Raw genomic sequence first — 13,995 nt, 5'->3', positions numbered from 1 at the left:
CGTAATAATTTATTTTAAGATTTATTTGTGGGATGAAATACGTATATTTATATTGAATACAGAAATATCGTATGATATTATTTTGAACATACAGGAAGGAGTTGTTGTAAATGAAGAATATCGTGCAGCTTTTTAATTGACGAAATAGGGTAAATCAGAGATAATTAACGTCCATCGCAAATTTTGAAGGAAAGAAATTGAAAAAGAATCGAAATGTTGTTGCATTTGCAGGAGTTATGTTTCACTTAATGATCGGATCAGTTTACGCATGGAGTGTTTTCTCAAAACCAATCATTGCGCAAACCCATTGGAGTGAAGCATCCGTATCATTCGCATTTAGTTTAGCAATCTTTTGTCTAGGGATGTCAGCTGCCTTTATGGGAAAGGCCGTTGAAAAGTTCGGGCCAACTGTTACCGGAACGGTTTCAAGTATTTTATTCGGTTCAGGCATTGCTCTGACCGGATTAGCAGTTCATTTACATTCACTCATTTTACTTTATTTAGGTTACGGGGTGATCGGCGGAATTGGTTTAGGTGCCGGGTACGTTACACCCGTATCAACGATTATCAAATGGTTCCCTGATCGGCGCGGGTTAGCAACCGGACTTGCAATCATGGGATTTGGTTTCGCCGCATTATTGACCAGTCCAATTGCTCAAGCTTTGATCAAGGCGGTTGGAATCGTTAAAACCTTCTATATTTTAGGATTAGTATATTTCGTTGTAATGATCATTTCGGCTCAATTTATCAAGCGGCCAAATGAAGATGAAATTCCCAAGGTTGAAAATGCCAAAACAACGATCAAGTCAACGTTCCTTGATGGCAAACAATTTACAGCTAACGAAGCCGTTAAAACCCGCTCATTCCGGTTATTATGGTTAATGTTCTTTATCAACATTACATGCGGAATCGGCCTTGTTTCAGCTGCCTCACCAATGACTCAATCAATGACTGGAATGTCCGTCGCAAAGGCCGCCGTCATGGTTGGAATCATCGGATTATTTAATGGTTTCGGCCGCCTCGTCTGGGCAACATTGTCAGACTACATCGGTCGGCCAAACACGTTCTCGTTGATTTTCATCGTCGATATTTTAATGTTAGTTTTAATGCTGATTTTCAAATTACCATTTATCTTTACAATTGCTCTTTGCCTGTTGCTTTCATGCTATGGTGCAGGATTCTCTGTTATTCCAGCATATCTTGGCGACGTCTTTGGAACCAAGGGACTCGGGGCGATCCACGGTTACGTATTGACTGCCTGGGCCGTTGCCGGAATGGTTGGACCAGTGTTATTATCCGTAACGCATGAACTATTACATACATATACCGTTACGATCATTGCGTTTATTATCATTGATGTGATTGCCTTATTCTTCTCATATCATATTCGGAAAGACTTTGTTCGCGAGATTCGAAATTTGAAACAAGAAGCATAAAACTTTAATAGTAAGAAATGGAAGGCCTGTGTCTGAAAGGATGCGGGTCTTTTTTAGTGATTTGATAGGTCAATGGTATATTCTAATTTTCCCTTATCCGCAGTAACAATTAATTCCATATTAGGATCGTCAGCGTTAAAGTATATTTTTGAATGTGTTTGCATACTTACTTCCTGTGTCACAGGAATAATTACATTCCTTAAAAATCCACTCTTGTCATTATCACGAATATCTTGAAGCAGTGACTGATTCTTTAAATGAACAGAATATCCATCATTAAAAGAATGAATATCAATAGACAAATTATGATTCTGATAATCATTTACAATTTCATTCATTGTCATTTTTTGTTGCGGAGAATCCTGTTTTATTGTAAATCGATGTTCAACAGATAACGATGTTGAATGACGATGCATAACTACTTGTTTATTTTGAGAACATGCAGTTAGTAACATTATCAAGGGTAAACAAATAAAAAATTTCTTCAAAAAAATCACATCCAACCTTGCACGTTTACATACTTTATAGTTATTATACACTCTAAGGATAACCCATACGGTTTCATGATGTATTTAAAACTAAAAAAACAAAAGGACTTCAACAAAATTAGGAGAGTTTTATGGATTTTAAATTTGGAAAATTCAATAACGAGGGGCAAATTCTTTCTTTGTATCGCTCAGTAGGATGGACAGAATACACTAAGGATCCTTCAAAATTATTTCGCGCATTGAAAAATTCATTAGAAGTATTAACCATATGGAATAATAATGAATTGATCGGGTTAATCCGCGTAATTGGAGATGGAGAGACAATTCTTTATATTCAAGATCTGCTGATAAGACCCGATTATCAAAACCAAGGATTAGGGTCAATCTTACTGCAAAAAGTGTGTGATCGTTATAAAAACGTTCGCCAAAAGGTACTGATAACGGATAACACTGATAAAACTAATTCCTTTTATGAAAAGAATGGCTTTGTAAAGACTGATTGTCTAAATCTTAATTGCTATTATTTTAAATAAATTTAGTTTGTTTGGTCTCAGATTAATTTTCCCAATGTTAGCCAAACTCGAAAAGAAAAAACAACGAGTTTAATTAAAAAAGGATCGTTTGGTCCTTTTTATTTTGCAAAATAATGGCAATGATATTAACTCCCTTTCAACTTAATGTTACAATATCTAACATAAGATTGAAGGGGAGTTATTTGAATGATCAATTTAACAAATGCGCTTTTTGTTTTATTCGCTAGTATCCTTGTGTTTTCGATGACACCCGGATTAGCTTTTTTCTATGGGGGACTTGTATCAGCTAAAAATGTTGTCAATACCATGATTTCAATTTTTTCAATCTGCGGAATTGGAATTTTGCTATTTATCGGCTGCGGATACGGGCTGTGCTTTAGCGGGAATCACCTTGGAATCATCGGGAATTTCCATCATTTCTTTTTGGCGGGCGTTAATTTAATGAAGCCCTTTGGTGTTACCCATATTCCATTAGGGGTTTACCTTATTTTTCAATTGATGTTCGCTTTAGTGACACCAGCATTGTTTGTTGGAGCGACGGTTGGTCGGATGAAGTTCAATTATTTCATCACCTTTGTCTGTGTTTGGACCTTAGTCGTTTATTATCCGCTGGTTCATATCGTGTGGTCACCAGCTGGTCTATTAGCTCAACACGGTTTGTTGGACTTCGCTGGTGGGACGGTCGTTCATATTAATGCGGGCATTACGGCCTTGGTTCTTTCAATCCTGCTTGGAAAACGCAGCCGGCCATCAAAGAACGATGATCACTATAACCTTCCATGGATTTTACTCGGAACAACTTTCCTATGGATCGGCTGGTACGGTTTCAATGCGGGTTCGGCTCTTGGAATTAATCATGTTGCTCTTCAAGCATTTATGACAACCACGATTGCGACTGCATCCGCAATGGTCAGCTGGATGATTTTTGAAACTCTTCATGGGAACCATCCTGACATGGTCGGAATCTGTACCGGAGCATTATGCGGCCTGGTTGGAATTACTCCGGCCGCAGGGTATGTAACAGATATCGGGGCCACCTGGATTGGAATTTTGTGTACCTTTGTAAGCTTTACTTACATTACTTTTATTAAACCGCATTTAAAATACGATGATCCGCTTGATGCGTTTGGCTGTCACGGCGTATCCGGAATTATCGGTTCAATTTTAGTTGGAATTTTCGCAACTCAAAAGGTCAATCCAAGTATTCATGAGAACGGCTTGCTTTATGGTGGAGGCTGGCATTTATTAGGCATCCAATTTGGCGGGACCTTATTTACGATTATTTTTGTTGCCATCATGACATGGGGATGTGCGAAATTGATTGCTTTAATTATCCCAATGCGGGTCAGCAAACAGGCCGAAGATATGGGACTTGATCAAAGCGAACATGGCGAAAGTGTTGACTACACGGTCCAGAACATTCGCGACCTTGAGCTGTATCGAAATGAATTTAAAGGGCAGTTGAGTCATCTGTATCATGACCGGAAATAACAATAAAGGTATTCCTAAATAATTTAAAATACATTGTACAAAACATTTGTTTTCAAACTGACTTGCAGATATAATAAACATGAGGTGAGATTTATGAATTATATTGGTAAAGAAATTGATGACTTTAAAGTTAAAGCCTTTCAAAATGGCGAAACAATCGATGTTACAAAAGAAGATATGTTAGGCCACTGGAGCATTCTCTTGTTCTATCCAGCAGATTTTTCATTTATCTGCCCAACTGAATTGGAAGCTCTTCAAGGTTTATATGACCAATTCAAGAATGCCGGTGCTGAAATTTACTCATGTTCAGAAGATACTGAATTTGTACATAAAGCATGGACGGATGCATCTCCTGAAATTGCAAAGATTCAATACCCAATGTTAGCTGATCCAGCCGGAAAGTTAGCCCGGGCATTCGATGTTCTTGATGAAGAATCTGGTCAAGCATACCGCGGTGTCTTCATCATTGATCCCGATGGCGTAATTCAATCATACACGATCAACAACATGTCAATTGGTCGGAGTGCGGATGAAATGTTGCGGACTCTCGAAGCCGCTCAATTCGTTCGCGAACACGGTGATCAAGTTTGCCCTGTAAATTGGAAACCAGGCGACAAGACATTAAAACCAGGAATGGATCTTGTTGGTAAACTTTAAAATTGAATTTTGATATAGAGAAGAAGATCTTCACGATAGTGTGAGGATCTCTTTTTATTTTGAAATGAATATTGAATTTGCTAAAAAAATTGAGATATAATAAAAACATTATATTGAGAGAAGCGAGTTTTATGCGGACAAAAATTCCGGGATGGAAGAAGAATTTATATATCTTATGGGTGTGCGATTTCATTATGGGAATGGGATTCCAGCTAAGCATGCCATTTATGTCGCTGTACATTAAAACGCTTGGTCACTTTAACCGGTTCCAGCTTAATATGTGGAGCGGACTGGCATTTTCAGCGACATATTTAATTTCATCATGGATGGCGCCAATTTGGGGAAAGATCGCCGACCGTCACGGACGCAAGAAAGTCATGCTGATCTCAACGATCGGTGACGGCGCAATGGTTTTATGCATGGCCTTTGTACAGCACGCTTATCAGCTGGCTTTGTTTCGCTTGCTCCAGGGATTCTTTGCTGGATACGTCGCAAATACTTCAGCATTGATTGCATCCGAAGTTCCCACCAAACATAGCGGGAAAGCATTGAGTACCTTGTCGACGGGAACGACTGGCGGAATGCTAGTCGGTCCGTTGTTTGGCGGGGTGATTGCGAGCCTTTGCGGCTATCGGCTAACGTTCTTCCTGACCGGATTGGCATATTTGATCGTCTTTGGCTTAACGATCTTCTTTGTTAAAGAACATAATTTTACGCCGGTTCCTAAAAGCCAGACGCTTTCAGCTCGCAAACTTTTCCGGCAACTCGAATATCCGCAAGTTGTTTTGGGGATGCTGATCACCACGCTGATTATTCAAGCAGGAAATAATTCGATTGCGCCAGTCATTAGTCTTTACGTCCAACAACTGCTGCATGGAAAAGGGCAGGTTGACTTAATGAGTGGATTGATTGCGGCTTTACCAGGAATCGCCACGATCATCATTGCTCCGATTTTTGGTGAATGGGGCGATCGAATCGGAACCCAGAAGATTTTAATTGGCGGATTGATTTTTGCAATCCTCGTTTACATTCCGCAAGCCTTTGTTACCAATGTTTGGCAGTTAGCTGTCCTCCGATTCTTAGTCGGAATTTCAGATGCCGCATTACTCCCACAAGTTCAATCCTTACTTGCGAAGTATTCACCAAATGAATATTCTGGGCGCATCTTCAGTTATAACCAATCAGCCCAATTTCTCGGAAACATTTTTGGCCCACTGATTGGATCAACGATTTCCGGGATTTTCGATTATGGCGGCGTATTCTTGTCAACGGCGTGCCTGGTTGGCGGAAATTTAATTTGGGTAAGATCAAGTACCCGGAAAATTCGGTAAATTTAAACAAAAGTCAAATTTTAAAGATAATTTCCAATTAAAAAATTCGGATTTTTAGCGGTCATTTTTGCGATGGTCGCTATTTTGTTATATCATATAGGTGTTTCGATTTATTATAAGGAGAGATTGACTATTATGAATAACATTATTCCCATTTTTTATGGAATCGATGATTACTATGCGCCATTATTATCAGTTAGTTTGGGGTCAATGATCAAAAATGCAAGTAAAGACTACCACTACCAAATCGTCGTTCTTTACCAAACCCTTTCAGATGAAAATCAAGCAAAGATCAAAGCTCTTGAAAACGAAAACTTTTCAATTTCATTTGAACCAATCGATAAAAACTTCAAGGAACGTTTCGGCAACGATAATAATTCCCTTCGGTGCGATTACTTTACGTTGACGATTTACTATCGGTTATTTATCGCCGATATGTTCCCGCAATATGATAAGGGAATCTACTTGGATGCTGATACAGTTGTTCCAGGTGACATTTCAAAACTTTATCAAATTGATTTAAAGGATAATTTAGTTGCTGGATGTTCGGATACCTTCGTTGAAAGTGACCCGGTTTTAGTTAACTACGCCGAAAAGTGTTCGGGAGTTCCCGTTGAAACGTATATCAATTCCGGCGTGTTATTGATGAACTTAAAGCAATTCCGTGATTTGAAATTTACTAAGCGGTTCTTAGACATCTTGAACACTTACCATCCAAAAACGGTTGCGCCTGATCAAGATTACTTAAACGCAATCGCAAATAACCACGTATTAAAGATTTCTCAAAACTGGAATGCCATGCCGGCAAAGAAGGAAAATGATCCGCAAATCATTCACTATAACCTTTACCTTAAGCCATGGCATTATGAGAATGTATTATACGGCGATGTCTTCTGGAATTATGCGAAGGAATCAAATTACTACGATAAATTAGTAAACATTCAAAAGAATTACTCTGACAAAGATAAACAAACCGATAAGGAAAAGATGGACACCTTGATGGAACAGGTGCAAGAAATTCCTGCTAAGGAACTTACATTGTACAAACTTAACCAAGAAGGAAAACAAATTCGTCTTTAATTAAATTGAGTCCTCGTTGCTGAAAAGCGGCGGGGGCTTTTTTGTGCTGCAAGAATTGTTAAATCTGATAGAATAAGGTTAATTAATTCAAGAATGGGGAGCAAAAATGGCTAAAATTTTTGTAATTGAAGATGATAAGGAAATTGCGGAAGAAGTCATGCAAACATTAAATAAATGGAATTATCAAACTGAAACCGTAAATGATTGGCAAAATATTCAGGCAGAAGTATCCAAGGCTCAACCTGATTTGATTACAGTGGATATTTCTTTACCATCTTTTGACGGCTTCTATTGGACTGAGCAAATTCGCCAAATCACCAATGTACCAATTATCTTTATAACAGCACAAAGCATTAATAATGATGGTGTTCGCGCACTGGCCGCCGGTGCAAGTGACTTTATCGAAAAGCCATTTGCAATGGATTATTTGATTGCTAAGATTCAATTATTGTTTAAAGAAAAGGCCATTCCATCATCAACAATGGTCGAAGCAGGTGATTTTCGGCTGAATTCATTAACGAATACCGTAAAATATAAAGACGTTTCTGTTCGACTAACCCCAACCGAAGCTATTATCTTGAAAATCCTTTTTAAAAGCCCACATGAAATTGTTTCTAAGAAGAAATTTATAAAATTTTTATGGGAAAATGATCAATTCATCAACGAAAATATTCTTGAAGTTAATATTAGTCGGTTGCGTCAAAAGCTATCACAACTTGATGATCAAAAACATATTGTGACCATTCGCGGAAAGGGATATCAATGGATAAATTAAAAGAAGCGATCAAAGTTAGTATCCCATACATCATTACGTATTTAATCCTTATTTTAATTTTTGCTTTCTTTGTTTACCTTTACAACCTAAAATGGGTTTTGGTTCTGGCGTTTGTCCAATTTACATGGCCATTTGGATTATTACTTATTTTCGTTGCTGAATACAGGTATTTTTACGTCAGAAAAAAGCTACACCATCATGACTACCGTCAATCAGATGTTTTTATGCGTGATCAACTTTATTTAAAAGAACTCCAAAGTTTAAAGCAAAAAGTAAATGATGAACGAAATCGAGAATTGCTTAATCAAAAGGAACGTGAAGACTATATTCGTTTATGGTCCCACGAAATCAAAACTCCATTGACGCGCATGAAACTGATGCTTGATGATGATCATCAAAATTCAAACAATAAATTGCAAAAACAGGTTAGAATTATTCAAAGTCAATTGGACTTGCTTCTAACATATGAACGGATCAAAAGTTTCAATAGTGATATTCATTTTAAAGAGGTCAATTTGAAAGATGAATGCAACCATTGTTTAAAGAACTTGATGGAAATGGCAATTGATAAAAATTTGACGGTTCAAAATAATCTTCCAAGCGTAACTTACCTTACCGATGAAAAATGGCTAAAAATAGTGCTTGAGCAACTGTTACTGAATGCGATTAAATATTCAAATGATAATGGACAGATTAAAATCGAACTTCAAGGTAATGTTTTAAAAATCATCGATAATGGTATTGGAATTCAAGCTGCCGATCTGCCGGAAATCTTTAAAGCTGGATACATTGGGAAAAATACCCGCCAAAATGAAAATGCTAGTGGTTTAGGATTGTACATCGTTAATCAAATTTGCCAAAAGCTTAATATCGGAATTAATATTCAATCAGTTGAAAATCATGGAACGACGGTTAATTTATCGCTCGTTTCCAAACTAATTCAAAAATAACAAATTGTAAGGTTCTTGCTAAAACTGTAAGTACAAAGCTAGCAAGAACCTTTTTATAATAATTAATGAAATCAAGGTAGAAATGGGGTTTTAAAATGAATCTATTAGAAATCAATCATCTTCAGAAAATTTTTAATGAAAATCGTCCTAATCAGGTTGAAGCATTAAAAGACATTAGTTTAAATGTTGAAACGGGAGATTTTATTGCTATTATGGGCGAATCGGGAGCGGGGAAATCAACCCTTTTAAATATTATTGCTACTTTGGAACAAGCGACAAGCGGACAAATCGTCTTGAATGGAACAGACTTAATGACGCTTAAAGAAAAGAAACGAGCCCAGTTTCGGCGGGAGCATCTTGGATTTATCTTTCAGCAGTTTAATTTACTAGATACTTTAACCAATAAGGATAATATTTTCTTGCCCCTTGTTTTATCTAAGGTTAAGTACCCAGAAATGGAGAAACGGATTACTCCAATTGCGCAACAGCTCGGAATTAATAAGTTATTAGAACGGTATCCTTACGAAATCTCTGGTGGACAAAAACAACGAATTGCAATTGCCCGGGCATTGATTACCAATCCAGAATTAATTTTGGCAGACGAACCGACCGGGGCTTTAGACTCAAGTAATTCAGAACGGCTTCTCCGACTTTTTCAAACGATCAATCAAAATGGTCAAACAATTATGATGGTAACGCATAGCGCATTAGCTGCAAGCTATTCCAAAAAGGTAATTTTCATCAAAGACGGAATTGTATTTCATGAATTAAATCGCGGTCAAAATTCTGAAAACCAATTTTTAAGTCAAATATCACAAGCAGCATTAGCAATTCAAGAAGGGGATCACAATGACTTACATTAAACTCGCAACGGATGGAATTTGGAAAAATAAGAAATATTACTTTCCATACATTATCGCAACATCCATTCTGTTCGCATCCAACTACATTTTATTTTCGATTTTACAAAATCAAAGTATCAAAAATTCAATGTTTGGCAGTCAGCTACAAGGATTAATCAAATTAACACTTTGCTTATTAATTTCAATATCCGTTATCTTTATGATTTATGTTGATCATATTTTGTCAAAATCTGAAACACGTGAATTAGGGTTGTACAACATTTTAGGATTTACAAACCAAAACTTGAAAGTCGTCATCACAATTCGATTGATTGCTAATTACTTAATCTCCGCCGTCATCGGATTAATTCTTGGAATCAATTTTAACCGTTTTTCGTTTATGACATTACAGCGGATGCTTAATATTAAAGAATTCAAGTACTCTTCAGTAACTGGGGCTACTCAAATTACGCTCATAATGTTCTTCGTAATTTTTCTGTTACTCTTATTTATTCGCTTTTCTCAATTAAAAAAGGTTAATCCGCTTGATCTTTGGAAAGCCGCTTCAAATCAAGAAAAGGCGATTAAAGCTCCCGTGTTTTCAGGAATTCTTGGAGTTATTATTCTAGGAAGTGGATATTATTTAGCCGTAACAACGCAACCAACCATGATGGCAATTGCTAAATTTATGATGGCCGTTTTTCTGGTTGTTTTTGGAACTTATCTAGTATTTAGTTCTTTCAGCATTTTATTGCTTAAATTACTTCAAAAGAACAAGCACTTTTATTATCAATCACGGCATTTAATTTCAGTTTCAGGAATGCTTCATCGAATGAAATCAAATGGCATAAGTTTAGCTTCAATTTGTTTATTATGTTCTGCAATCATCGTTGTTTTAATCGGTAGCGTCAGTATGGAAGTCGGGAAAGAAAGAATCGTTAAATTGTGGTGTCCAAGTGACATTACACTTACAACCAATCGTCCATTAACAGCAGGTCAACGGGAAACAATTGCAGAATGTTCAAAAACATACCACGTTCAGGCTCATGTTGAGCATCAAGCCAAAATGACAACTCCAATTTGGGGAAACTTAAAGGGAGGTCAATTTGAACAAGGCGATATTCAATCTGCAAAATATCAGTTAACGTTTGTTTCACTTGCGGATTATAACAAAGCACAACATACCAATATCAAATTGAATAAAAATGAGGCGTTATTCTATTGTCCAGATGTAAAAACCAAACCAACAACTCTAAATATTGGTGGTCAACGTTTAAACTTACGGTCAATTAAAACATTTAACTTGTTTGCAAATTATGACCATAGTATCGTGCAACCAGCATTTGTAATTGTTAAAGACATCGATGGTTTTCAAAAATTAACGAACGAGCCCCTAATCTACTTAACATTCCTCAATACAAAGGGAACAACTCGTGAGAATTTACGCTTTGCTTCGATTCTTCAAACTAAACTTGGGCTATCAAATACTGAATATACTTCAAAGTATTTAACGGAAACTCAACTTACGCCAATTTTTGGTAGTTTCTTGTTCTTAGGAGTAATTATCAGTATTATTCTTCTAATCATTACAACCATGATGATTTACTACAAACAAATCGCTGAAGGGCTTGAAGATCGTCAAAATTTTCAAACAATGCAACAAATCGGATTAAGTCAAAGGGAAACAAGTCAAACCATTCATAGCCAAATTTTGATGGTTTTTGGATTCCCGATTTTAGGAGCAATCATAAATGCCTGCTTTGCATTTCCAGCAATCCGCAGTATTTTAAAGCTTTTTTCAATTTACAATTTCAAAATGGTTCTTGCTGTAAGCAGCAGCGTGATCGTCTCAATGATTGCCTTTTATTTGTTGATCTATCTCTTAACAACCCGGATTTATCGGCAAATTATTAATCAACGAATTTACTAAATCAAACAAAGGAGCTTTAAAGTTCCTTTGTTTTTTGTTTTAATAGGAATAAAGATAAGGGGAGGTTGACCATGAGTTACGATTTAACTGAAATTAAAACCTTTGCGAAAAATTGTTTAGACGGCGATATTACCGGTCACGATTATTTTCACGTGGATCGGGTCGCTCGGATCGGTGTGCAACTGTATACTGCTGATCATCCTGAAGGGGATGCTCATGCAATTTTTATCATTCAAATTGCATCATATTTGCATGACACGATCGATGAAAAGATTACGAATAACGTTGAACACCGCTTAGAAGAAATCCATCACCTGACAACGATTCAAGCATTATCTAGTGAAGACCAAAATAATATTTTTGACACGATCCAAAACATGTCATTTTCAAAAAACATTGAACATCATCATCAATTATCGCTTGAAGGACAGTATGTCCAAGATGCCGACCGAATCGAAGCACTGGGAGCAATCGGCATTGCCCGGGCATTTGCATACGGCGGGAAACATGACAATCTAATTTACGATCCGCGAATTCCGGTTACCAAACTTACTTCACATGATCAATACCGGACAAAGCAGGAAACAACGATCAATCATTTTTATGAGAAACTCTTTACCCTTGAAGACTTGATGAATACGCCAAGTGGCAAAAAGATGGCTCACAAACGCACTCAGGTAATGCGGAATTTTGTCGATGAATTTTTAGCGGAATGGAATTTGGAAGATTAGGGAAAGGACCGTCTTTTAAATGTTAACGTATAAAAGTTATGGTAATTCTGAAAAGCCAGTCTTATGTTTGTTACCAGGAGCTGGATTAGGAGCATGGGCTTATAATCAAGTAATCCCGTTAATTACAAAAAATTTTTATGTGATCATTCCGGATGTATTATCTAACTTTAAAACGATCGATAATGCGATATATCAACTCCATGAGCTAATATCTATAAAATTTAACAGGAAAATAAAGATATTAGCCGGGTTAAGTCTTGGCTCACAAATCGCTTTAGCGTTAGTAGCAAAATATCCTGCAATCTGTGATGATTTGTTACTAGAAAGTTGTGCTGCTTTCCCTCAGTCCATTTCTAAGGTGATCAAGCCGTTTACCAAATTAAGTTATCCGTTAACGCGTTTTAACTGGTTTAATAAATTACAGGCAATGACATTACATTTACCACCCAAAATGAATCGTTTTTACAATCAAGAAGTAAAGAAAATGTCAGAGCAAACCTTAGTTAATATGTTGTCGGCCAATACAGCATTTGATATTCAAAACCTTATTCCGATTAATTTCAAAGGAAAAGCTATTATTGCATATGGAACTAAGGAGGAAAGGCTAATCATTAAATCAAGTAAGTTCCTTTCCAAAGAGTTTATAAATTCTAGAATTATCCCTTTAAAAAATTACCGCCATGGGGAACTTACATTAAGCCATCCAGACCGGTTTTGCCAAATTATAAATAGCTTTCAAAATTAATGAACTAAAAAAGTATCCCAACGAATTGGTTGAGATACTTTTTTAGTCGCGATCAATATCAAACATCTTCTCATTAATTCCGTGCTGGCATTCGGCTTGAATCGTAACGTGCGAGATATGATATTTGTCTTGAAGCAATTTGCTGATTTGGCGATAAATTGGCTCAACTTCGCTTAACTTAATATCTTCACAGTTAATGTGTGCTGAAAACATTGTATGATGTTCATCAACGAGCCATGCATGAACATGGTGGACCGAGTTTACTTGCGGAATACTTGTGATGTCTTTTTTGATTGCATCATAATCGATATCTGGGGCAGCCTGCATCAAAATGTTGATCGTCTTTTGAATGATTGGCAGGGCCTCATATGCAATGTAGAGGGCAACCAAAACCGAAACAACTGGGTCAAGCCATTTAATGTGCCAGAAAATCAAAATAATCCCGGTAATTACAACTCCAATTGATGACAGCCCATCCGCCAAAATATGAAGATAGGTTGCTTTAATGTTTAAACTGTGGCGGCTTCCCGCATGCAACAAGCCCGCTGATATAAAGTTGGCCAATAAGCCGACAACCGCAACGACCGTCATAATATCACCGTTAACGTGATCCGGATGCATAAACCGTTTGACCGCTTCGATTACGATAAAAAGGGCAATTACGATCAATAATCCTGCATTTAAGAGCGCTGATAGGATTTCAGCCCGGCGGTAACCAAACGTTCGCTGGGGCGTTTCAGGCTTAGTCGCAATTCGTTGCGCAATATAACTAATTACGATCGAAGCTGAATCGCTTAAATTATGGAATGCATCAGAAAGTAAAGCTAAACTGCCTGAAAGAAGCCCACCTAAAATTTCAACAACGGTAATCAAAACGTTTAAAACCGTTACCCAGAAGAAACGGTCCGTACTTACATTTTCAGTTTCCATTCAGATCCTCCTTTTCTTTGAGTTCCTAATTCCATAATACAGGCACGGTCAAGGTTAATCAATTAATGTTGACCGT

At 37.0% G+C, this 13,995-nt stretch carries 14 protein-coding genes; 12 read left to right on the top strand and 2 right to left on the bottom strand.

What is annotated here, in order from left to right:
• Positions 1–197: 197 nt before the first annotated feature.
• The gene (locus tag A3O17_RS00160; RefSeq protein ID WP_064213091.1) at positions 198–1,436 is read left to right on the top strand and encodes an L-lactate MFS transporter; all 1,239 of its coding nucleotides are present in this window, start codon (positions 198–200) and stop codon (positions 1,434–1,436) included.
• A gap of 53 nt (positions 1,437–1,489) precedes the next feature.
• On the opposite strand, the gene A3O17_RS00155 is transcribed toward A3O17_RS00160, so the two are convergent.
• Positions 1,490–1,924 (bottom strand): hypothetical protein, encoded by a 435-nt coding sequence (locus A3O17_RS00155; RefSeq protein WP_143453708.1) that lies wholly within the window; start codon positions 1,922–1,924, stop codon positions 1,490–1,492.
• 131 nt (positions 1,925–2,055) lie between these two features.
• On the opposite strand from A3O17_RS00155, the gene A3O17_RS00150 reads away from it, so the two are divergent.
• The 11 genes from A3O17_RS00150 (at position 2,056) to A3O17_RS00100 (ending at position 12,989) form a co-directional block, all read left to right on the top strand.
• Positions 2,056–2,457, top strand: coding sequence for a GNAT family N-acetyltransferase (locus A3O17_RS00150; protein WP_064213089.1), 402 nt, complete (start codon positions 2,056–2,058; stop codon positions 2,455–2,457).
• Positions 2,458–2,646: 189 nt separating this feature from the next.
• Positions 2,647–3,948, top strand: coding sequence for an ammonium transporter (locus A3O17_RS00145; RefSeq protein WP_064213103.1), 1,302 nt, complete (start codon positions 2,647–2,649; stop codon positions 3,946–3,948).
• Between the two features lie 93 nt (positions 3,949–4,041).
• Positions 4,042–4,605 carry a peroxiredoxin gene (locus tag A3O17_RS00140; protein WP_064213088.1) on the top strand — a complete coding sequence of 188 codons (564 nt, stop codon included), beginning with the start codon at positions 4,042–4,044 and terminating at the stop codon, positions 4,603–4,605.
• Between the two features lie 131 nt (positions 4,606–4,736).
• Positions 4,737–5,936, top strand: a complete 1,200-nt coding sequence (locus A3O17_RS00135; RefSeq protein WP_064213087.1) for an MFS transporter — start codon at positions 4,737–4,739, stop codon at positions 5,934–5,936.
• Positions 5,937–6,071: 135 nt separating this feature from the next.
• The gene (locus A3O17_RS00130; RefSeq protein WP_064208746.1) at positions 6,072–7,016 is read left to right on the top strand and encodes a glycosyltransferase family 8 protein; all 945 of its coding nucleotides are present in this window, start codon (positions 6,072–6,074) and stop codon (positions 7,014–7,016) included.
• Positions 7,017–7,122: 106 nt separating this feature from the next.
• Positions 7,123–7,791: a response regulator transcription factor gene (locus A3O17_RS00125; RefSeq protein ID WP_064213086.1), complete on the top strand. Its 669-nt coding sequence runs from the start codon at positions 7,123–7,125 to the stop codon at positions 7,789–7,791.
• Entirely contained in the window at positions 7,779–8,741 is a 963-nt protein-coding gene (locus A3O17_RS00120; RefSeq protein WP_064213085.1) for a sensor histidine kinase, read from the top strand. Before A3O17_RS00125 ends, A3O17_RS00120 begins: the two co-directional genes overlap by 13 nt.
• 95 nt (positions 8,742–8,836) lie before the next feature.
• Positions 8,837–9,604, top strand: coding sequence for an ABC transporter ATP-binding protein (locus A3O17_RS00115; protein ID WP_064213084.1), 768 nt, complete (start codon positions 8,837–8,839; stop codon positions 9,602–9,604).
• Positions 9,591–11,513 (top strand): FtsX-like permease family protein, encoded by a 1,923-nt coding sequence (locus A3O17_RS00110; protein ID WP_064213083.1) that lies wholly within the window; start codon positions 9,591–9,593, stop codon positions 11,511–11,513. Before A3O17_RS00115 ends, A3O17_RS00110 begins: the two co-directional genes overlap by 14 nt.
• A gap of 71 nt (positions 11,514–11,584) precedes the next feature.
• Positions 11,585–12,244 (top strand): HD domain-containing protein, encoded by a 660-nt coding sequence (locus tag A3O17_RS00105; RefSeq protein ID WP_064213082.1) that lies wholly within the window; start codon positions 11,585–11,587, stop codon positions 12,242–12,244.
• A 19-nt stretch (positions 12,245–12,263) separates the two neighbouring features.
• Positions 12,264–12,989: an alpha/beta fold hydrolase gene (locus A3O17_RS00100; protein ID WP_064213081.1), complete on the top strand. Its 726-nt coding sequence runs from the start codon at positions 12,264–12,266 to the stop codon at positions 12,987–12,989.
• Between the two features lie 42 nt (positions 12,990–13,031).
• Here A3O17_RS00100 and A3O17_RS00095 read toward each other — a convergent pair whose 3' ends face one another.
• Complete coding sequence (locus A3O17_RS00095) at positions 13,032–13,919, bottom strand: cation diffusion facilitator family transporter (RefSeq protein WP_064213080.1); 888 nt, start codon at positions 13,917–13,919, stop codon at positions 13,032–13,034.
• Positions 13,920–13,995: the final 76 nt, after the last annotated feature.

This window comes from Ligilactobacillus aviarius (genome assembly GCF_001654615.1).
GTDB classification, from domain to species: Bacteria; Bacillota; Bacilli; order Lactobacillales; family Lactobacillaceae; genus Ligilactobacillus; species Ligilactobacillus aviarius_B.
The sequence above is the reverse complement of the archived record's forward strand: the minus strand, read 5'-3'. Positions and strand labels throughout refer to the sequence as shown.

Bases quoted from the DNA above. Each gene is read 5' to 3' on its own strand.
- A3O17_RS00150 (WP_064213089.1), top strand. From the start codon at position 2,056: ATGGATTTTAAATTTGGAAAATTCAATAACGAGGGGCAAATTCTTTCT.
- A3O17_RS00140 (WP_064213088.1), top strand. From the start codon at position 4,042: ATGAATTATATTGGTAAAGAAATTGATGACTTTAAAGTTAAAGCCTTT.
- A3O17_RS00135 (WP_064213087.1), top strand. From the start codon at position 4,737: ATGCGGACAAAAATTCCGGGATGGAAGAAGAATTTATATATCTTATGG.
- A3O17_RS00130 (WP_064208746.1), top strand. From the start codon at position 6,072: ATGAATAACATTATTCCCATTTTTTATGGAATCGATGATTACTATGCG.
- A3O17_RS00125 (WP_064213086.1), top strand. From the start codon at position 7,123: ATGGCTAAAATTTTTGTAATTGAAGATGATAAGGAAATTGCGGAAGAA.
- A3O17_RS00120 (WP_064213085.1), top strand. From the start codon at position 7,779: ATGGATAAATTAAAAGAAGCGATCAAAGTTAGTATCCCATACATCATT.
- A3O17_RS00115 (WP_064213084.1), top strand. From the start codon at position 8,837: ATGAATCTATTAGAAATCAATCATCTTCAGAAAATTTTTAATGAAAAT.
- A3O17_RS00110 (WP_064213083.1), top strand. From the start codon at position 9,591: ATGACTTACATTAAACTCGCAACGGATGGAATTTGGAAAAATAAGAAA.
- A3O17_RS00105 (WP_064213082.1), top strand. From the start codon at position 11,585: ATGAGTTACGATTTAACTGAAATTAAAACCTTTGCGAAAAATTGTTTA.
- A3O17_RS00100 (WP_064213081.1), top strand. From the start codon at position 12,264: ATGTTAACGTATAAAAGTTATGGTAATTCTGAAAAGCCAGTCTTATGT.
- A3O17_RS00095 (WP_064213080.1), bottom strand. From the start codon at position 13,919: ATGGAAACTGAAAATGTAAGTACGGACCGTTTCTTCTGGGTAACGGTT.